The organism is Atopobium sp. (assembly GCF_034113385.1).
Classification (GTDB): domain Bacteria; phylum Actinomycetota; class Coriobacteriia; order Coriobacteriales; family Atopobiaceae; genus Atopobium.
On record NZ_JAXEXL010000014.1, the window covers coordinates 24,364 to 43,439 of the forward strand.

At 45.5% G+C, this 19,076-nt stretch carries 18 protein-coding genes and 1 tRNA gene; 7 read left to right on the forward strand and 12 right to left on the reverse strand.

Annotation, left to right across the window (positions count from 1 at the left end):
- Positions 1 to 172 precede the first annotated feature (172 nt).
- The 3 genes from SPD80_RS04595 to SPD80_RS04605 form a co-directional block, all read right to left on the reverse strand.
- Positions 173 to 1,771: a 4Fe-4S dicluster domain-containing protein gene (locus SPD80_RS04595; protein ID WP_320828685.1), complete on the reverse strand. Its 1,599-nt coding sequence runs from the start codon at positions 1,769 to 1,771 to the stop codon at positions 173 to 175.
- 104 nt (positions 1,772 to 1,875) lie between these two features.
- The gene (gene hisS, locus SPD80_RS04600) at positions 1,876 to 3,219 is read right to left on the reverse strand and encodes a histidine--tRNA ligase (protein ID WP_320828768.1); all 1,344 of its coding nucleotides are present in this window, start codon (positions 3,217 to 3,219) and stop codon (positions 1,876 to 1,878) included.
- A gap of 104 nt (positions 3,220 to 3,323) precedes the next feature.
- Positions 3,324 to 4,268: a LysR family transcriptional regulator gene (locus SPD80_RS04605; RefSeq protein ID WP_320828687.1), complete on the reverse strand. Its 945-nt coding sequence runs from the start codon at positions 4,266 to 4,268 to the stop codon at positions 3,324 to 3,326.
- A 102-nt stretch (positions 4,269 to 4,370) separates the two neighbouring features.
- Here SPD80_RS04605 and SPD80_RS04610 point away from each other — a divergent pair, with 102 nt between their 5' ends.
- Positions 4,371 to 5,864: a Na+/H+ antiporter NhaC family protein gene (locus tag SPD80_RS04610; protein WP_320828688.1), complete on the forward strand. Its 1,494-nt coding sequence runs from the start codon at positions 4,371 to 4,373 to the stop codon at positions 5,862 to 5,864.
- A gap of 195 nt (positions 5,865 to 6,059) precedes the next feature.
- Here SPD80_RS04610 and SPD80_RS04615 read toward each other — a convergent pair whose 3' ends face one another.
- The 4 genes from SPD80_RS04615 to SPD80_RS04630 form a co-directional block, all read right to left on the reverse strand.
- Entirely contained in the window at positions 6,060 to 6,680 is a 621-nt protein-coding gene (locus tag SPD80_RS04615; protein WP_320604176.1) for a DUF47 domain-containing protein, read from the reverse strand.
- A 9-nt stretch (positions 6,681 to 6,689) separates the two neighbouring features.
- Positions 6,690 to 7,736 (reverse strand): inorganic phosphate transporter, encoded by a 1,047-nt coding sequence (locus tag SPD80_RS04620; protein ID WP_320604174.1) that lies wholly within the window; start codon positions 7,734 to 7,736, stop codon positions 6,690 to 6,692.
- Positions 7,737 to 7,869: 133 nt separating this feature from the next.
- Complete coding sequence (locus SPD80_RS04625) at positions 7,870 to 9,432, reverse strand: aminotransferase class I/II-fold pyridoxal phosphate-dependent enzyme (RefSeq protein ID WP_320828690.1); 1,563 nt, start codon at positions 9,430 to 9,432, stop codon at positions 7,870 to 7,872.
- Positions 9,433 to 9,736: 304 nt separating this feature from the next.
- Positions 9,737 to 10,075 carry a glutaredoxin gene (locus SPD80_RS04630; RefSeq protein WP_320828692.1) on the reverse strand — a complete coding sequence of 113 codons (339 nt, stop codon included), beginning with the start codon at positions 10,073 to 10,075 and terminating at the stop codon, positions 9,737 to 9,739.
- 244 nt (positions 10,076 to 10,319) lie between these two features.
- Between SPD80_RS04630 and SPD80_RS04635 the strand changes: the two genes are divergently transcribed.
- Positions 10,320 to 10,679, forward strand: coding sequence for a hypothetical protein (locus tag SPD80_RS04635; RefSeq protein WP_320828694.1), 360 nt, complete (start codon positions 10,320 to 10,322; stop codon positions 10,677 to 10,679).
- 343 nt (positions 10,680 to 11,022) lie between these two features.
- Positions 11,023 to 12,345, forward strand: a complete 1,323-nt coding sequence (locus SPD80_RS04640; protein WP_320828695.1) for a site-specific integrase — start codon at positions 11,023 to 11,025, stop codon at positions 12,343 to 12,345.
- A 140-nt stretch (positions 12,346 to 12,485) separates the two neighbouring features.
- On the opposite strand, the gene SPD80_RS04645 is transcribed toward SPD80_RS04640, so the two are convergent.
- Positions 12,486 to 12,920, reverse strand: a complete 435-nt coding sequence (locus SPD80_RS04645) for a helix-turn-helix transcriptional regulator (RefSeq protein WP_320828696.1) — start codon at positions 12,918 to 12,920, stop codon at positions 12,486 to 12,488.
- 166 nt (positions 12,921 to 13,086) lie between these two features.
- Between SPD80_RS04645 and SPD80_RS04650 the strand changes: the two genes are divergently transcribed.
- From SPD80_RS04650 to SPD80_RS04665, 4 genes are all read left to right on the forward strand, one after another.
- On the forward strand, positions 13,087 to 13,299 hold the full coding sequence (locus SPD80_RS04650; RefSeq protein WP_320828698.1) for a helix-turn-helix domain-containing protein: 213 nt from the start codon (positions 13,087 to 13,089) through the stop codon (positions 13,297 to 13,299).
- A gap of 2 nt (positions 13,300 to 13,301) precedes the next feature.
- Positions 13,302 to 13,769: a hypothetical protein gene (locus SPD80_RS04655; RefSeq protein WP_320828699.1), complete on the forward strand. Its 468-nt coding sequence runs from the start codon at positions 13,302 to 13,304 to the stop codon at positions 13,767 to 13,769.
- Between the two features lie 16 nt (positions 13,770 to 13,785).
- Complete coding sequence (locus SPD80_RS04660) at positions 13,786 to 14,655, forward strand: ATP-binding protein (RefSeq protein ID WP_320828701.1); 870 nt, start codon at positions 13,786 to 13,788, stop codon at positions 14,653 to 14,655.
- A gap of 66 nt (positions 14,656 to 14,721) precedes the next feature.
- Positions 14,722 to 15,342 carry a hypothetical protein gene (locus SPD80_RS04665; RefSeq protein ID WP_320828703.1) on the forward strand — a complete coding sequence of 207 codons (621 nt, stop codon included), beginning with the start codon at positions 14,722 to 14,724 and terminating at the stop codon, positions 15,340 to 15,342.
- A gap of 525 nt (positions 15,343 to 15,867) precedes the next feature.
- Here SPD80_RS04665 and SPD80_RS04670 read toward each other — a convergent pair.
- The 4 genes from SPD80_RS04670 to SPD80_RS04685 all read right to left on the reverse strand — a co-directional run bounded on the left by SPD80_RS04670 (position 15,868) and on the right by SPD80_RS04685 (position 19,034).
- Positions 15,868 to 15,943, reverse strand: a tRNA-Thr gene (locus SPD80_RS04670).
- 55 nt (positions 15,944 to 15,998) lie between these two features.
- Positions 15,999 to 17,189, reverse strand: coding sequence for a purine-nucleoside phosphorylase (locus SPD80_RS04675; RefSeq protein ID WP_320828705.1), 1,191 nt, complete (start codon positions 17,187 to 17,189; stop codon positions 15,999 to 16,001).
- Between the two features lie 171 nt (positions 17,190 to 17,360).
- The gene (locus SPD80_RS04680; RefSeq protein ID WP_320604165.1) at positions 17,361 to 18,221 is read right to left on the reverse strand and encodes a hypothetical protein; all 861 of its coding nucleotides are present in this window, start codon (positions 18,219 to 18,221) and stop codon (positions 17,361 to 17,363) included.
- Between the two features lie 120 nt (positions 18,222 to 18,341).
- A complete protein-coding gene (locus SPD80_RS04685; RefSeq protein WP_320828706.1) occupies positions 18,342 to 19,034 on the reverse strand; it encodes a hypothetical protein in 693 nt (230 codons plus the stop codon).
- Positions 19,035 to 19,076 lie beyond the last annotated feature (42 nt).

Sequence of the window (19,076 nt, forward strand, 5' to 3'; positions counted from 1 at the left end):
TTTTATAAACTTTGCATTACTGCAATTAACATTTTTACGTCCTTATTTTTGTAAATATGTGCAAAAATAAGGACGTATTTACGACTGTATACTTATCATTGTCCTCGCAGCTGCCCTTTATTGAGGACAGCTGCTTTTATTGACTTTCAATTTTTTATGCGCGTAGCTGCTATTAAACAGGACGCGTTGCCTCATCAGATTCTGCAACCTCATTTTGACCCATCGTGATGTAGTCATTATCACGCTCAAGCTCTGACAAGTAGTGCTCTAACCCAGACTCAGAAGCAATCTTATGAGGAGATTTACGTGAATATGCACTTACTAAAGCAGTAGATTTCTTAATGGCATTAATGGTGCCTGCACCAGCAACGCAACCACCAGGACAAGCCATACCTTCAAGCAAATACCCATCATACGTACCCTTGATGGCCGCCTTCATAAGTGAGCGACACGCTTCTAAGCCATCCGCTGTTTGAACATTAACTTCTCTTTCTGGATGCTCGGAGAGAATAACGTTCTTAACCGCTGTTGCCACACCTCCAGAAACAGCAAAGGCACGACCATCATGAGAAGCCACATTAAAGTCAGACTTGTTGTCATCTTCTAGACTGGTGTAATCAATTTGTTTGGCCTCCATCATGCCTGCTACCTCTTCAAAGGTCAGAACAAAATCAACTTCTGAGCGCACGGATTTTCTCATAGCTTCGAGCTTCTTGGCAGAACAAGGGCCAATAAAAACAATCTTTGCATGGGGATGCTCGCGACGAATCATACGTGCGGTAAGCGTCATTGGGGTAAGCGCCATACTTACATTACTTGCATGCTCAGGAAATTCTTTTTTTGCCATAACAGACCAAGCAGGGCAGCATGAAGTTGCCATAAAAGCATGCTTGTCAGGCACTTCTTCCAAAAACATATGGGCTTCTTCTACGGAACACAAATCTGCACCCAGTGCAACTTCTTCCACCCCGCTAAAGCCCAACTGTTTAAATGCTTCACGTAGTTTGCCTACATTGCCTTTGCCGCCAAACTGGCCCACAAAGGAGGGTGCCACGGCAGCAATCACTTCCTCACCACAGTGCATAGCTTGAATAACCTGGAAGATCTGGCTTTTATCGGCAATAGCACCAAACGGACAGTTAACTAAGCACTGACCGCAGGATACACACTTGTCATAGTCAATATCTGCATGACCGTTCTTATCGGAAGAAATAGCATGCATACCACAGGCTGCACTACACGGACGCTCATGATGAGCAATGGCATGGTAGGGGCATACCTCGAAACAGCGGCCGCACTTGATGCATTTTTCCTGGTCAATGTAGGCTTTTTTATCCACAAAGCTAATAGCACCTTTGGGACAAATCTCTCGGCAAGGATGAGCCAAGCAACCTTGGCAGCCATCGGTTACGCGATACACATTATCCGCGCACGCATTACACGCAAACTTGATGATGTTAATAAGAGGTGGCTCATAGTATGTTTCTGGCTTCAGTGCATCTTCGATACCAGCTGTAAGTGGAGCGGGCTTATCAACACCTTGTAAGGGCAAACCCAACACCAAACGAATGCGCTCCGCAACAATGGCACGCTCTAAAAACACGCTCTCTCTATATGTAGCAATTTCGCCAGGAATGATTTTATAGGGTAGCTCTTCCAACTTAGCAGCATCATCGGCCGTATTACCGTATGCAATCGCCGCAACTTCCTTAAAGACCTTACGGCGAATTTCCGTCAGATTTGTATACACACCTCGCATGGTATTACTCATGTATCTCTCCTCCCCTTTAGATCCATGAGTCATATGAAATTACATCATAGCAAGGCTTGTTACAGTTAGACGGATATAACCTGCTGCGTAAGCGTAAAGGCGTTTTAAAGCTCTACATCATCCTCAAACTCAGCGCCATACATAAGCTCAATAACCTCATCTACGAGGTCAGCCTGGGCAATAGATACTTGCTCATGCGTATTCATGTCGCGCAGCGTGTAGGTATTATTGGCAACCTCATCTGCGCCAATAATCACGCAGACAAGCGCATTGAGTTTATCGGCTTGCTTGAACTGGCTTTTAAGTGAACGACCTTGATAGTCTGCCTCCACACGCAAGCCAGCATCGCGCAAAGTAAGTGTTGCCTCAAAAACGGCAGAGCGTTGCTCGGGTGCTGCGCAGGCAACGTATACACAGGTAGGCTCGGCGCCTTCCATATCCACGCCTTGTGTTGCCAAAGCTAAGGCGATACGCTCAAACCCAACAGCAAAGCCAATGCCAGGGGTGGGTTTACCGCCCTCAAGCTCCACTAAACCATCGTAGCGCCCACCGCCACCAATAGCGCCAACGCCCGCATCAAGCACTTCTACCTCAAAGACCGTGCGGGTGTAGTAGTCCAGACCACGCACCAGCGTAGGATCTTCTACATACTCAATACCAGCAGCGTCCAGGTAGGCCTTTACCTGTGCATAATGCTGAGCACACTCCTCGCATAGACTATCTGTTACCAAGGGGGCGGACTGCATAATCTGCTGGCAGTGCTCATTCTTGCAGTCAAAGCTGCGAAGTGGATTAATCTCGGCGCGCTCTAGGCAATCCTCACACATCTCATCTTTGTGGTCATAAATGAACTGCTTGACCTTTTTGCGATATGCGGGACGACAAGCGGAATCCCCCATGGAATTGATATAAAGACGCAGCTTAGACATATCAAAGCCCAAACGACGATACAACTCCATAAGGATAATAATGCACTCTGCATCTGCTGCAGGATCAGGAGCACCTAACCACTCAAGGCCGATTTGGTGGAACTGACGCAAACGACCCTTCTGGGGACGCTCGCCGCGGAACATAGACTCTGCATACCACAGTTTTGCTGGAGTAGAACCCTGAGGCACAAGGTTATTCTCTACCACAGCACGCACAACACCAGCGGTCCCTTCAGGACGCATGGCAAGGCGCTGACGTGGCTTGAGGCCCTTCTCGGTACCCTCTTCCAGCAGCCTTTCAAACAAAGCTCCCGATACAACACGGAACATTTCCTTGCGGACAACATCTGTGGATTCACCAATGCCATGTACGAAGGTATCTATCTGCTCGAGCGCGGGGGTCTCTATCATGTCAAACCCATAGGTATCAAACAGCTCATGTGCAACTGCCTGCATGTGTTGCCAGGCGCGCATATAGCCGCCATACAAATCCTCAGTACCCTGAACTTTCTGAGCCATCATAGCCCCTCTCCTGCGCCTTCATAAGCAACTTGTAACACGGCCACAAACATGCGAGCAAATGTTCTTATGCCTTCCCTGTTGATTGAGGATGAAGTATACCCCTAAAGGTCGTTTTTACGACGGTCGTTTGTGAGTTCCACGAGCGTCTTATAAAAGCTCTCGATAACGCTCCATACATGATCTGTTTTGAGCCATGCGGCAGAAACTTTAAAGCGTGCACGATTAGACAGCTCAATGGTGCGCAAATCTGGATTAGGATTGGAGCGCAACTTTACGTTGACCATTTCTTTAGGGCAAAATGCTGCACCTACACCACGCTGGGCTAAAGCAAATAACGTTTCTGAATTGGTGGAATACACCGCAACGTTAGGCCTAAAACCAGCAAGTTCAAACTCTAAACGAGCAATCTTTCCTGGTACGTCTTTCTCGCCCAAGAGCAAATACGGCAAATCTTTAAGAGTCTTTAAACTACCAGTGCGCTCTACCTCTGCTATTTTTGCCTCGGTATCGTAACCATATAATGAGCGCAGCAACTGGTCCGATACTACCAGTGCGATATTCTCTTCATAGAGGTCTCGTACGACCAACTGGGGTTGCATAGTACTGATGGTACTTACTGCCATGTCTATGCGACCCTCTTTTACAAGCTCCAAAAGCTCGGTATTCTCGCCCTCATATATGCGTACGCGAATGTCTGGATACTTGTTGCGATAGCGCGTAATAGCATCAGGCATAATAATGTGACCACGCGTGGAGGCAATACCTACGCCTAACATACCGCGCTTATCTCCTGCAATGTCATCAAAGACATGGCGCAGATCGCGCTCCTGATTTCTAAAACGACGAGCAAAGTTCAAAAACTCTTGGCCAGAAGCTGTAAGGGAAAGAGGAACCCTACGATTGATGAGCTTGACACGTAGTTCTTTCTCGAGCGCAGCAATGTGAGCAGACAGCGTCTGTTGGGTGATGTGCAAACGCTTTGCAGCCTTTGTGAAGCTCTGCTCTTCAGCAATAGCTACAAAGTAATTCATACTTTGGAAATTCATACGTGCCACCCTTTTGCAAACCGTTTATGGACTATATCCAACCGTTCAAATATTGATTTGTAGTATTTTATGCATTCATTTCCCGTTGACTACGGGTTACAAGTGCATTTTGTAACTCATATCAATATTAACAGTTGGACTCATTATATCGCCGCTCGTATCTTATCTAATGCAGAGAAAAAACGAGCACTTGGGAGATGCAACAGCTTTATGGTAGAAACCATAGTTCTTATCGCATTCGCGTCTATTTTGATTTCTGGAATCATTATTGGCACCCCCCTTCTTACCTCACTTTTTATTGGCCTCGCTTTATTTGTGGGCTATGGTCTCTGGCGCGGATATTCCGCAGGTGAGCTTGCGCATATGGCTTTGTCTGGCGTAAAGACCGTTTCCCATGTACTAATTTTGTTTGCCATCATTGGCATGCTTACCGCTACATGGCGCGCCGCTGGAACCATTCCCTTTATTACTAGCTGGTCTGCTGTGTTGGTTAAACCTTCCACCATTGTGGTGACCTCATTTTTGATTTGCTGCGGCATGAGCTTTTTGTGCGGTAGTTCTTTTGGCGCTGCTGCAACCGCTGGTGTTGCGTGCTTTACCATTGGCGAGATTATGGGTGCCAACCCCTCCATTTTGGGTGGCGCCATTTTAAGTGGCTGCTTCTTTGGTGACCGCTGCTCTCCTATGAGTTCTTCAGCTGCCTTAGTGGGCAATCTTACTCGTACAAATGTGCAAGAAAATATTGGCCGTATGATGCGTACTGCCACTATCCCCCTTGTTTTGAGCTGCATTGCCTTTACGATACTGGGTATGAACGGCAGCGGCTCTTCTGTAACACCTGACTTTAGCCAAGCATTTAGCTCTATCTTTACCTTGTCTCCTGTTGTATTGATTCCCATTGCCATTGTGTTGGTTTTCTCGTTTGCCCACGTAAATGTCAAGAAAACCATGGTAATAAGTCTTTTGAGCGCACTTGTCATTTGCGTACTCATACAGCGCATGAGTATTCTAGAGATTCCGAGTCTGCTGCTGTTTGGTTTTAAAACCACCAATCAAAGCATTGCTCCCATGGTTAATGGCGGTGGCATCTTAAGCATGTTCCACTTAGCATGCATTGTAAGTGTTGCTTCCACCTACTCTGGCATCTTTAACGGAACGGGCCTTCTGGATAATCTGCGCTGCATGGTTAAGAAGATTGCCGAGCGTACCACGCCCTTTATTGGTGTGTTACTCACCTCAATTATTACTGCCATCATTGCCTGCGATCAGGTAGTTTGCATTATGCTTACTGCTCAACTCTGCGATGGCTGCGAGGGTTCTGGTAGTGCGCTTGCCCTTGATATTGAGAATAGCAGTGCCGTCATTCCTGCTTTAGTTCCTTGGTCAACCTCCGCCATTGGCATCCTTGCCTTTGTTGGCGCTCCTTCTACCAGCATCTTATTTGCACTATATGCAGCGTTTATTCCAGCTTGGACCGTCGTGCTTTCCGTCTATGAACGGTATCATCCTGAGTTTGTAGAGTCTAAGAGCGCCCAACTTATGGGTCTTAAACGCTACGATGATATTCGTTTGGTTAACGAGAGTATGGCTGCCTAAGCAAGCTGTCTAAGCAAAAAAACTTAGCCACTTACAGCAGAATTGCCTAAACAAAAACCCGACCGCTTACTCTAAGCAGTCGGGTTTTACAGTTTAGTTTGAACGCCTTGTGTGGCTCAGACTTTATGTGACTCAAGCCCAGAGCATGTCACTTACTTTTACGACAATCTACCAGTTGGGCATGAGGGTTCAAGCTTAGGCACTCTTCATAACAATGGAGCGAACAACGCCAGCGGTGTGATCGCACGCATCCATGCACTTCTCCATAGTCTCAAACATTCTCACCCAAGCCAGCGTGTACCTACCTGCCTCTTCATCAGTAAACAAGCGGCGCATAGCGTTTTGATAAATGACATCGCCTTCATCTTCTACGCTACCAATTGCAATAGACATCTCCATTACCAGCGCATCAGTCTTGTAGTTAGGCAAATGGTCAATCATGGTTTTAACCTCATCTACCGCACGCTTGGTAAGACGAGCCATTTGCGGTGCTTCTTTGCGCATATCGCCAATGCTAAACAAATCAAAGCGCTGAGTTGCAGCATTCATGCTATCGATAATATCGTCCATGGCAAAAGCTAAAGCAGAAATGTCCTCTCGCTCAAAGGGCGTAATAAAGGAAGAGTACAGCGCCTTAAGAATATGAGAAACCTTTTGGTCACACTGGTTCTCGTATACCTTCATCTGAGGCATATGAGACTCTGACTCAGGGTAATCCTCAAAGATGGCTACGTACTCAGTTGCAGCATCAGATAAGGTCTGAGCAAGGTCCTTGAGCATGGTGTAAAACTGATCTTCTTTCTTCATGCGAGGCATGTGTTCTCCTTAGAACAAAATGAGGAATACCTTAGCAAGGGCAAAGCCAATTAAACCGCATCCGGGAAATGTAAAGAGCCATGCAAAGACCATTTCCTTTGCAACGCCCCAATTAACCGAGCGAGGATTTTTTGCTGCACCTGCGCCCATCATAGCGGCAGATGATGTATGCGTAGTAGAAACAGGCAAGCCGGTAAGCGTGGCCAAAAGCAACGCGCCTGTTGCGCTTAAGGACGCTGCAAAGCCTTGGTATTGCTCAAGCTTTACCATGTCCATACCAACTTTTTTAATAATACGCTTACCGCCAATTGCGGTACCAATTGCCATAATGGCAGCGCACAAAACCATGAGCCAAAGTGGGAACTTTGCGCCATCAGGACTCATGCCTTGCGAGAAAAGCACAGCAAGCATAGCGGTGGACATGAACTTTTGTCCATCCTGTGCGCCATGCATGGTTGCCATGCCGGCAGCACCAACTACCTGCATCTTACGGAACCATTCGTTTGCTTTTATGCGATCCATATTGCGACATATGGGGGGAATAATCTTGGAAAGTGCCCAGCCAGAAAAAAAGCCCAACAGAGTAGAGAGCAAAAGGCCGTATACAACCTTGATCCACTCGTGGCCGTTTACTCCGCCAAAACCACCATGAACTGCCAGAGCAGCACCTGTTAAACCAGCAATGAGCGCATGGCTTTCCGATGTAGGAATACCAAACACCCAAGCGATAGATGCCCACGTTACAATACCCACTGTTGCAGCAGCGAGCGCAATTAATGCCGCGTGCGTATCTCCACCAAAATCCACCATACCGCTCATGGTATTTGCAACAGCAGTAGAGATAAACGACATGCCGATAAGACCCACGAAGTTGCACACAACACTCATGGTAATTGCAGAGTCTACATTGATTGCGCGGGTTCCAACAGGCTCGGCAATTGCGTTTGCGGCATCAGTTGCACCGTTAACAAAAATGGTGCCCAATACCAAAAACATAACAAGTGCCAAAAAGGGATTGGTCTGGAGCATGCCAATAAATTGCCCAAAATCAATCATATACTACCTCTCCAAGGGTTGGACAGCGGCAGGCAAAAAGAGCCGCTGTGCAAGTGTACGGTAAGAAAACCTACTTAACAAGAGCACAGCTCACTTCTTGACACTTTTTGTATTATCGCATGTAACGTGTTGCTTACTGGTGGTAGTAACTAAGAAAATCAGCAAGTTTACCCATAGCATCTTCCAGAGTTTGCAAGCGAGGCAAATATACAATACGAAAATAGCCAGGGGTCTCCCAGTTAAACCCTTTACCGTGCACGATGAGGACTTTTTTCTCGCGAAGTAAATCAAGCGCAAATTGCTCATCATCAGTGATGTTAAAACGCTTAGGGTCAAGCCTTGGGAAGGTGTAGAACGCCGCCTTGGGCTTAACTACACTAACGCCAGGGATTTCTTTAAGTGCGTTATATACATATTCGCGCTGCTCGTACACACGACCGCCAGGCACCAAATAGTCATTAACACTTTGGTGCCCACCAAGGGCAGTTTGCACGATGGACTGAGCAGGAACATTAGAGCATAAACGCATGTTGGACAGCATGTTAATACCCAGCATAAGGTCATGTGCCATGCGTTTGTTACCCGAAAGCGTCATCCACCCAATGCGATAACCAGCTACCATGTGAGACTTGGAAAGGCCGTTATAGGTAATGCAAAACAAATCAGGAGCAAGAGCTGCAATGGAGACGTGCTCTTCCCCATCCATAACAAGACGATCGTATATCTCATCCGACAAGATAATAAGCTGGTGCTCACGAGCAATCTGAACAAGCTCTTCAAGCAACTCACGAGGATACAAGGCACCCGTAGGATTATTGGGGTTAATGATAACAAGAGCCTTGGTACGAGGCGTAATCTTGGAACGAATGTCATCCAAATCTGGATACCACTGCGCCTGCTCATCACAGACATAGTGCACAACAGTACCACCAGCAAGCGTGGCGCAGGCAGTCCACAAAGGATAATCAGGGCTTGGGATAAGAATCTCATCGCCAGTATCGAGCAGCGCAGACATAGTCAGGTTAATAAGTTCAGAAACACCATTGCCTGTATAAATATCTTCCATCTGCACATTGGGAATATGCTTGAGCTGGTTATACTGCATGATGGCTTTACGTGCCGAGAAAAGCCCACGACTTGCAGAGTAGCCTTCTGTATCCGTAAGCTGGTCACGCATATCTGCCACAACCTCATCAGGCGCGCGAAAGCCAAAGGGGGCAGGGTTGCCAATATTGAGCTTGAGGACGTGAATACCCTGGTCCTCCATACGATTTGCTTCATCTACTACCGGACCACGAACGTCGTACAAGACATTATCGAGCTTGCTAGACTTTTTGTATTCACGCATGATTGGCGCCTCCGAAGAGCTGGGTTGCTGCAGGGTCTTTTGTGAATTGCTGTACGTAGGTGCATTTGATGAGCTAGCACTAGCTTTTACTACAGCAGCAGGCTGAGAGGCCAGCGAAGTGATACCCATGGGTGTACCATGCTCAAGCCAACTTGAACTTACCTCAAGCTCACGTGCCAAAAACTCAAGCGTTTCTTGACGGGGAGATGTTTTGCCACTTACATATTGAGAAAGTTGGCTCTTTCCAAGTTTAATGCCTTTATCTGCAGCAATGCGAATAAGGTCCACTTGTTTGAGCGATTTGTTTACCATGGCCTGTTTAAGGCGCGTTGCAAAAGTTGTTTGCATGTCACTCCAACGTTGTTCATGTACTTGCACCAATGCTTCAAACACAAGTTCAAACTAAGCACAAGTTCAACTTATGATACAAACTCATAGGCTATGATTACCAAAAAGTTCAAGTTTGTGTACATAAGTTCAACTTTGAAGTGAGAATACCACTACCATGTGGTTAAAAGTTCAAGAAAGTTCAATTTTTGTAAGATTGAGAAGAACTACTTGCTATCTCCATTGTTGAGACAAGCCCCTACTTGGCAGCTCGAGCAACTCAATGGATTTATTGACAACGTGGTATGCGTTTTGTTGCTATTCCTTAAAAGCTACAGCCACCACCAATAGTGCAGCTCCCACCCTCAGGTATAGCACTTACGTCCTCTTGGGGCGTGTCGGCAGCTTCTGTAGCATCAGCCACGTTACCTGTCTTACTAAGGTACGCAATGATGTCACTAGACTCATACAAAGCCTCACCATCAATAAACAGGCAAGGAACCTGACGCTTACCACCATGCTCTATGAGAAAATCACGGTCTTCATCTGATTCAGAAATATTATGCACAGGAAGTACGATGTTGTGAGCTTCCATAAAAGAGGTAACTTTGTGGCAGAAAGGACAAGCGGTTTTGATATAAAGTTGCAGGTCAGGCGTGGCCATAGTATCTCCAATCTAAAGCGCTTATCCGCAGAGGTGGCATAAGCGCGCTTACTATACAGTACTGCTGTTATACCCAAAACAGCACGCTCTTGTTAAATGCGCTATTCAATAGTTCAAAACTCTGCTGGTATTACAGGTTTTTTGTGCAATAGTTCCACAGTAGTCACTAAAGTTTCTTTGATATACATAGAGGTAAGATAGATATGTCGTCAGAATAAGCACTATTGTAATAAAGGAGAGAAAAATGGAAGAAAGTACCCCAAGCACCACACCCACACAGCAAGAGCCACAAATATCCCCAATTAAACAATACGCTGAAACAGCGAAAAAAGTCTTTATTGGCTCACTTGTTGCGGCGGTTCTTTGTCTGATATTTGCTCTGGTAGCACAAGGCGGAGTAGAAAAAGCAGCACGTGAAACGATATATGAATCTTCTATTAGTACATCGCACTACACATCGTTTGATGAAGATAGAAAAATTGAAAATGCGCAAAATGCAGCCATCTTTGCTATCGGTCTTACATACCTAGCCTTAGGTGTTACTGGAATAAGCTGCCTAGCATGGATTGGCTCTTCTATGTTAGTTGCTTACAAAGAATCATAATTAAACTCATGCCATTTTGCTGGTTATGCTGAATAGATTTATTGCCCATTTATTGGCAACTTCTTGTCAAAACAAAAAAGGTAGATGACCATAAGCCATCTACCTGCACAAACATGGAGCCAGCTACCAGACTTGAACTGGTGACCCCCGCTTTACGAGAGTGTAGGCGTTTATACATATATGATTTTATACATATCTATACGGAACTAATAAATAGTATTTCCCCTGCTTGTATAGTTGTTATACGTTGTTATACAATCGTAAGCGTATTTGTACGATACTGCAATTACGTTACAGTGCCGTAGACTAACCGTAGACTAGTCTACGAATTACGGGGGAAACAATGAGGGTTTCGTACTCCAAAGGTTCACTAACAACTAGAGCCAATAAGACCGACGGGCGTTTTTACGCCGCACAGTTCCGTTACCAGCTGGGTAGTAAGTGGAAAACGCGCCTAGTCATCCTCACGGATGAAAAAGGACAAAAAGTGCCAGCAGATGCAGCAATGACACGCAATAAAAGAGCAGCGACGGCGGCTTTAAATCGTGCTAGGATTGCACTTGGCGGTGCCATCATGGACGGTGCCCAGTCTGTGCCTGATTATGTAAAAAACGACCTTGAAGGGCGTAAGGGCACAATAGAAGATTCAACTTTAAGGGGCTATTTAACCTATATGCCCGTATTTGAAAACGGACTTTCTCGGGTATCCATGCGAGATTTAAGCCCTAAAGACGTTCGCTTATGGGTGCAAGGACTAATCTCACAAAACAAAGCCCCTAGAACTGTTAGAAAGGCTTTTAACCTACTTTCTAACATCTGTGACAGAGCCGTAGAGAACAACGACTTGCATACAAATCCTTGTACAGAAAAGATACGGCGTGAAGATTTGCCGCGCATAGGGTCACCAATACCAAACGCGCTTGATTCTATAGGTGTTAGACGGGTGAACTCACTACTAAATGATGCTAATAACGTTCGATTAAAAATAGGGGCTAGAATTGCCCTACATTGCGGATTACGCGCTAGTGAGGTTTGCGGGCTTAAATGGTGTGATGTTGACTTTAAGGCAGAGTTAATTCACGTGCATACCGCTATAGGTAATCGCGGTTCCTCGGTGCAGGGCGCTACCTCATACGTGAAACGTACTAAGAGCAACGCTGGTGATAGGTATATACCGCTAACAAAAACGCTAATAAAAGAGCTTACAGAATGGAAGAAAGCACAACAAAACGAATATAATAAGGTTAACCACGGCAGCAAAAAACACTTTGAACAATGCTATGTTATAGGTTATGTAGATGGTAGTTTTTACACTCCCCACAGCCTTGAACGCCTATGGGGCAAGCTTGCTAAAGGAAAACATCCTAAAGACCCTACAGACAAGCGCAGACGGCTACAAGAAGGCTATGAAGAAGGATACGAGCCAATTACGGGAATAACAGGAGATATTGTTACATTTCACGGGCTACGCCACACATACGCCACAGGGTTAATTAAGGCAGGCGCGGACGTGAAAGCAGCTAGCGCACTTCTTGGCCATGCAGACGCAGCAATGACGCTAAGAGTTTACGCAGCGGCTGACCCTGAGGCGGTAAAGGACGCAGCTAAAAACGCTGCTCCCCTACTTGAACTGGGGGCAACCCGCACAGAACTAAAGGTTGTGTAAAAGGGGACGCACCTGGTGCGTCCCCTTTTAAGAGATGGACTAACTAATCGTTACCTCATCCCAAGGGTGGGCACGGTATGCCTACTCTTTAAATCTCAATTCAAGGGGCGTGTTTACTAAACACACCCTATTTGTCTCGGTTATCTTTTTTTTGATTTGAGTTCTTGTAGACGCTTGTCGCGATCCGTTGCGTGCTTTTTACGTTCTGCAATTTCTTTTTTTATGTCTTCTAGCTTTTTCCACTCAACCTCTATAGATTTAGTCCCATCTGGGTCTGTGATTGTTGTTATAGCCAACCTAGAGCCGTCATAAAGCTGTTTTAGCTCATCTGCCGTAGGTATCTCGAATGTATGGCCATGGCCTGTAAGGGTTAGTTCAAAGCCACAGGCGCGGGCAATTTCAACCAATAGTTCAGTATTTGGCGGTGCACTGTTATAAATTACAGATGTTATATAACTATCGCTACGACCTATTTCGCGCGATACTTGTCGCGCTGTTTTACCTGCTAAATCAACCATTACACGGATTAACTTACCATAAGGCAATATATATTTTTCATCATTGTTGGTAGTCATATAACACCATCTAGTCTATTTAACCTGATTAAAACAGCCTAATTTTAACAGTAATAAGCAATTCTTGAAAATCTCTAGTGCAGCTATACTTTATTATTTGTATTGCTATGCCATGTTGTATATAGTTATAGTATGAAATGAACTTCATTGTATCTAGGGAGGATATATGAAACGCTACAACACGGATGATAAAGCGCCAATGTTCGCAAACACAAGCGATTTTGCAGCAATGCTAGGACTTAGCAAGGGTTATGTTATGCGCCTATGCCGCAACGGCGCTATCCCTGCCGTTAAGCTTGGCAAGACTTGGCGTATTGACACCAACGCCGCTCTTAAGGTTATGGGCTTTTCTGCCGATGGTAAAAACCTTGTAGGTTAACCATGCCACGCAAGAAAAAACTTGAACGAAATGAATACTTAGAAAGTCTCGGAGCAACCGAAGGTATTACCTATTTGACAATTCACACAGAGCAATTAGAAATACTTTTACAAGCACGTAAAGAACTATCACAGCGCCTGTACAACGCTCTTACAGGTGCTGTAGCGGACTTCTACAGCACTGGAACAGAACCTGTACTGCCACTCAAAGCACGCCCGTACTGGATACCGTTGAAATATTCTATAGAACGCTCTAGAAACTATGTTTTAGCACAGTATAAGCAGTTAAAAGGTAATAGTAATAATGATTTAGGTACATCCTTAGGTACATCCTTAGGTACATCCTGTGTACCACAAATAACCGCGCATCCATTAACCAATAACCAAAAGCCTGTACCTAACACCACCAACAACAGTGATATGGCAGACGCATTCATGACATTTACGGAACGAAAAACTGACCGACCATAGAGCGGAGGTGAAAAAAATGAGTATTCATAAATTGCAGGAAAAAGCAGAGTATATTCTTAAAAATGTATATGGGGATAAAATCAATAGTCCTTACATTTGCAATGAGCTAAGATACCGCGAGGTAAATACTACTGTTGTATATCCAGAAAACCTTGCATACATGTACGACCATGAGCCACAGTACGCCCCTAAAAAGTATTGTGAACTATTCCTAGACAACCAAACAGCAACAATCAGAGAACCTAGCGAGATTTTGGTTAGTGCGCGTTTCCCGCGCGTGGTAGTCGATGCAGTCCCGAAGTTGACTAATCCCGTATCTGAAAAGGTTACTAGCTGGGGGGTTGAGTTTAACGGTATAGGTACGCCGTGGCTATGGATAACAGGCGGCACGGGGGCAGGCAAGACATGCAGCGCCGCTATTGCAACTATCCTAGCGGCTCAGAAAGTTGACAAAGCAAAGGAAAAAGCTACAAACTTTGTTTTTGTTACCGCACGCGATATGACGGAAATTGTAGACGGCAGCGGCAACTATAGCGGCAGGGACAGTAAACTAACTAAACACGAAGTACGCAGGCAATGGCTTAATGCTGATTTGCTTATCGTCGATGATTTAGGACTGGAAAGACACACTTCTACCAGCTGGGATACTATATCAAGAGTATTAGACGGCAGGCAAAGTGAGAAACTACCTACCGTCATTACATGCCCATATTCAGGCGCTAGCTGGGTCAAGAAATACAACCATGAAGACCCGCACGAAGCTCACAGGCTTGCTTCTAGGATAGCAGACGCATTAAGCGGTTGGACACACTCAAAAAGCAACGTAAAAGCACACGTTATTGACTTAGAAGTAAGCAACCAAAGACTAACATTTGACGGATACTAGACGAGCTCAAACCAATAAGGTTAAACCGTTAATGTTTACAAACTTGTCATATAAAAAGGAGAAAAGATGCAAGTAACAAAGAAGGATGTAGTAACCAAAGCCATTGCGCTATCAGATGCCCTAAAAATCTATGTTAACGCTGAAAATGCTTTAAAAGCAGAGCTAAAGGCAGCAGACAAAGCAAGGGCAACTAACAATTTTGGTGAATCTGACAACATCACCAATAGGGCAAAAGCAGCATTTCAACATGCAATAAACGGGCTTGATGATAAGGTTAGCAAGTCAAGTTCTGATTTTGAGACGTGTATAAACACTTGGAACAACCAGGCAGACGTAAACGACCAACTAATCACAAGTGCGACGCAAATTATTGCAGCTACAGGAAAGAGCACGCCACATTCTATCCTTGATGCCTTAATCGATAGTGCACAATCCCCCTGCCAGCTTGATTATTTGCGCGCACTTTTTGTAAGTAATAAGTTAACCATCTTTGTGATGAAAGTTGATGAAAAGATGTTGCAGGTAAAGCCCTCTTTCACTTCTAGCGGATGCGCAGCAGGTATTTACATGGTTTGCAAGCATGGAACTGTAATGGATGGCGTAACAAAGCAGATTAACAAGGCAATTAACGAACTAAGCGAAATTATTGAAAACTTTTCAAACGGTGGTAACAATGAGAACGAATAATGAATTAGAACTTATAGACGTTAATACACGTATTAACAGTATTGTAGATACATGCCGCCTATTGCTAGATGATGCGCAGTCTATTGTTTGTAGGTTGAAAAATGAGAGTGACATGCACAGGGTGCTGGTAGCTAAGGGACTTAATGAAATAAGCTCGTATATTGACGCTGTGAACGCTGTGTTGGATACAGTTTGATATTATTTCTTTGCTGTTGTATCTGGATGGTGCATACATGAACAAATGGGGTCGTGAAACGCGACCCCATTTTTATGTATGTAAGCCACATTACAAGGGTGTAGTTTGAAGCGACACCACCTTTTAACCGCGCAGAAGGGTCTACGTTTAGTGGAGACCCTTTCACCGCCAAGGGTACTCGTTCAGTGAGTACCCTTCTCATTGTCAACGGTACCAAAAAAACAAGTTTTTATGCAGTGCCGTAGACTAACCGTAGACTAAAAGGCAAAAATCTACGTAAAGAAAAAGCAGCACAAAGCCAAAAATAGGCTTTGAACTGCTATTCTTCATGGAGCCAGCTACCAGACTTGAACTGGTGACCCCCGCTTTACGAGAGCGGTGCTCTACCAACTGAGCTAAGCTGGCGTGCGACTGATAACTATACGTATAAATCGCTTTTCATGCAAGGTCTTATCACAAACTACAACAAGTGAAGCACACCGCGTACCAAACGTTCAAAATCATCCGCGTGTTTCTCGGCTTGAATACGAATGGTCTCATGATTAACGGTGGGGTCACCTGCGTCATTGGTAGCAAGGGTGAGGCCAAGCACGTTCATGCCCAGTGCATGAGCCATAATAACCTCACACACAGTAGACATGCCCACGTAGCTTACGCCAAAACTACGCAGCATGGCTACTTCTGCTGCAGTTTCAAAACTAGGACCAAGCGTACCTGCGTAAACACCTTCTTGCAGCTTGATACCCAAATCTTTTGCAACGCCTTGAGCCAAGGAACGCAAATAGAAAGAATACGCGTCTTGCACACCTACAAAAGGGGTATCGAGGTCACGCAACATGTCCTTATCGGCAAGAGGATTTGCACCAGTAAGATTGATGTGGTCTGTCAAAACGCCCAAACCGGGAGTAGCATTACCATCAATCACGCCTGTAGCACAAGCAAAGATAATATCCTTGCAGCCCAAACGGTGTGCATGACGTACGAGCGATACAACCTCAGCTGCACTATATCCCTGATATAGATGGATTCTGCCAGGATAAACCACAACGGGCACACCATCCACAGTGCCAACAGTTGCCTCAAACTTATGGCCACTTACTGGCTCTGCCGACATAGGAAAGCCGTCAATATCGTGATAATCAATACGACGAACAGGTGCTACCAAACTCGCCAGATGGCCAAGGCCCGTACCTAAAACAATGGCAACTGGGTGCTCGACCGAAGGCTTAACATCTTCCAGCATTTCTTCTGTAACCACGCACATCCCCTCCCGTTTTAGTAGTTGAGTAAATATTCCATCACCTAAAACCAAATTGCCCGTAAAACTTCCGTCAAAGACCCTATCTACTCCGCAAGAGGGACTTTTTGCTTTAAGGACAGCAATGGTAGGCTCAAAATCCTTTGTGCGTAAAAGTTCCTGCTGTGCGCCATCTACAAACTCTTGGGTAACATCGGTACCATCCTTGTATACCACGCAAGTTCCTTGTTGTTCTGCTGGAGGACGTGGCACGGGTAACTGTGCAGCAATCTCTGGACAGACGGTAAGTTTATCGAGCTTGTTAGCAAAGTCTACTACCGCGTTACAGTACTTTGCTCCCCCATCATACCGGCAAGCCACGCCCAATAAACACTTGCTAATAAGCGCACGCATGTCCTGCTCCTTGAACTTCTCGCCCTTTGATACACAAATGCCTTTTGATGCTCAAATGGTACTACAGACAATATGAGCAGGACATAAAAAAGAGACGGAAACCAAGGTTCCCGTCTCTGTTGTGCACATAATGCGTGCCGCGCAAAACGCTTAGTATGATAAAACCTGCACTTAGGAAGCGAGCGAATTTACCTGGATGGAAGCCTTAGAAAGACGCTCGTTTACATACTTGGTCCACTTAGCATTAATGTTGGAAGACTCGGTAGAGTACTTCTGGTAAGCAACATAGTAAGCAGCTTGTGCCTGCGCGTAGGTTGCAGAATCTGCACTGAACTTCTCGTTTTTAAGAGCAGCGTAGTATGCGCCATCTGTCTTGGCCCAATCGCCCTTGTTGGCATCCCATTCGTCGCCCAACAAATCAATGATGTACTTAGCATACTCTGCAGAAGCAGTTGCCGTATTGCCATCCTTAGGAGCAGTGGGAGCAGTAGGGGCGGTGAGATTGTTTGCACCTATAACCTTCGCGCGAAGCTTCTTTACGCCTGCAGATTGCTTAACAAGCTTCTTTACCTGATCCTCGGTCATAGAATACTGAGTTGCCAAGGTCTTAAAGTCACTGCTTTTCAAAGTGGACTCTGCAAAAGCCTTGACATCATCATCGGTAACCTTGATGCCCTCTTTTTCTACCGCCTGTGCAAGCACCTTATTACGAGCAACAGAAAGCACGCTATCTGCGGAAGGAGCATTATACTCGCCCTTATCATTCTTGGCAGCAGTAAGGGAGGTAGTTGCCTCAATTGCATCACGAGCAGTAATCTTCTCAGTCTTACCCTCATAGGTCATGGTACCTACGGTGGTATCCAAGTCCTTCTCGGTCAACGTAGTCTTACCACTGGCAGAACCGATAGAACCAAAAGCAAAGTGACCAACTACGCCACCAAGTACAAGAGCAATTACAATTGCAATGACGCACACTGGCATAGAAACAGATTTCTTTGCAAGTGCAGGAGTCTTCTTTTCAAGCTCTGTCATACACATACCTTTCATTAGAACTCGTGCATAGAGATGTTACTCAGTGCATAAGCCTAACACGATAGCTACACTGTGTTGTGTAGCTCCAATGAACATCTATCTATCGAGAATAACCTCTATTTAATCCTCTTTAGGCTTAAGCTTACCTGTCTTTTTCTTTGTATCAGCCTTAGGAGATTTTGCATTTTTGCCGGTAGATTTACCTGAGGCAGCTGCAGACTTGGTAGTTTTAGCAGCTTTTGCGGGCGTTCGCTTTGCAGCATCAATAATATTTTCCGAGAAGGACTGGATGTAGCCACGAGCAGATTGTGCATCAAATGACACGCGGTCTATAAGAGCGCTGCGCACATCATCTGCAAGCTCTCCCTGAGCAAACTCAAGCAAGCAGGTCAACATGTCACGATACTCTGCGTCTCCATGAAAACACTGAATGGCCTCATCCAACAAGGGCCATGCTTTCTGAGAGCGCTCTGCAGAAGTTGCACCCACACGCGTAAGCATACGAAAAGCGGAAAGACGCACGGTAGAAGATGCTTCGTCAAATAAAGACTCCTCGGCACCAGCAAAAGCACCGGCTACCTCATCAGGATTCTGAGCACATAGGATGGATAAGGCATCCAACACCTCCCAGCGGGTTTGCGCCTCTGGAACGTGTAAGGCTTCTACGAGCACGTCCACGTGCCTAGACACAGCAGAGCTATCCTGCCTTGTAGCTGTAGCCAATGCATGAGCTGCTTCCTGACGCTCGCGGCGCACAGAACCAGAAAGCGTAGCAACAAGCTGCTCAATCTGCTCGGACGAAACATTAGACATACAAATCCCCTTACAAGCTTATATCCAGCATCACCATGGGTA

Excerpts from the sequence above, each read along its gene's own strand:
- SPD80_RS04595 (WP_320828685.1), bottom strand. The coding sequence starts at position 1,771 with ATGAGTAATACCATGCGAGGTGTGTATACAAATCTGACGGAAATTCGC.
- hisS (WP_320828768.1), bottom strand. The coding sequence starts at position 3,219 with ATGGCTCAGAAAGTTCAGGGTACTGAGGATTTGTATGGCGGCTATATG.
- SPD80_RS04605 (WP_320828687.1), bottom strand. The coding sequence starts at position 4,268 with ATGAATTTCCAAAGTATGAATTACTTTGTAGCTATTGCTGAAGAGCAG.
- SPD80_RS04615 (WP_320604176.1), bottom strand. The coding sequence starts at position 6,680 with ATGCCTCGCATGAAGAAAGAAGATCAGTTTTACACCATGCTCAAGGAC.
- SPD80_RS04620 (WP_320604174.1), bottom strand. The coding sequence starts at position 7,736 with ATGATTGATTTTGGGCAATTTATTGGCATGCTCCAGACCAATCCCTTT.
- SPD80_RS04625 (WP_320828690.1), bottom strand. The coding sequence starts at position 9,432 with ATGCAAACAACTTTTGCAACGCGCCTTAAACAGGCCATGGTAAACAAA.
- SPD80_RS04630 (WP_320828692.1), bottom strand. The coding sequence starts at position 10,075 with ATGGCCACGCCTGACCTGCAACTTTATATCAAAACCGCTTGTCCTTTC.
- SPD80_RS04635 (WP_320828694.1), top strand. The coding sequence starts at position 10,320 with ATGGAAGAAAGTACCCCAAGCACCACACCCACACAGCAAGAGCCACAA.
- SPD80_RS04640 (WP_320828695.1), top strand. The coding sequence starts at position 11,023 with ATGAGGGTTTCGTACTCCAAAGGTTCACTAACAACTAGAGCCAATAAG.
- SPD80_RS04645 (WP_320828696.1), bottom strand. The coding sequence starts at position 12,920 with ATGACTACCAACAATGATGAAAAATATATATTGCCTTATGGTAAGTTA.
- SPD80_RS04650 (WP_320828698.1), top strand. The coding sequence starts at position 13,087 with ATGAAACGCTACAACACGGATGATAAAGCGCCAATGTTCGCAAACACA.
- SPD80_RS04655 (WP_320828699.1), top strand. The coding sequence starts at position 13,302 with ATGCCACGCAAGAAAAAACTTGAACGAAATGAATACTTAGAAAGTCTC.
- SPD80_RS04660 (WP_320828701.1), top strand. The coding sequence starts at position 13,786 with ATGAGTATTCATAAATTGCAGGAAAAAGCAGAGTATATTCTTAAAAAT.
- SPD80_RS04665 (WP_320828703.1), top strand. The coding sequence starts at position 14,722 with ATGCAAGTAACAAAGAAGGATGTAGTAACCAAAGCCATTGCGCTATCA.
- SPD80_RS04675 (WP_320828705.1), bottom strand. The coding sequence starts at position 17,189 with ATGCGTGCGCTTATTAGCAAGTGTTTATTGGGCGTGGCTTGCCGGTAT.
- SPD80_RS04680 (WP_320604165.1), bottom strand. The coding sequence starts at position 18,221 with ATGACAGAGCTTGAAAAGAAGACTCCTGCACTTGCAAAGAAATCTGTT.
- SPD80_RS04685 (WP_320828706.1), bottom strand. The coding sequence starts at position 19,034 with ATGTCTAATGTTTCGTCCGAGCAGATTGAGCAGCTTGTTGCTACGCTT.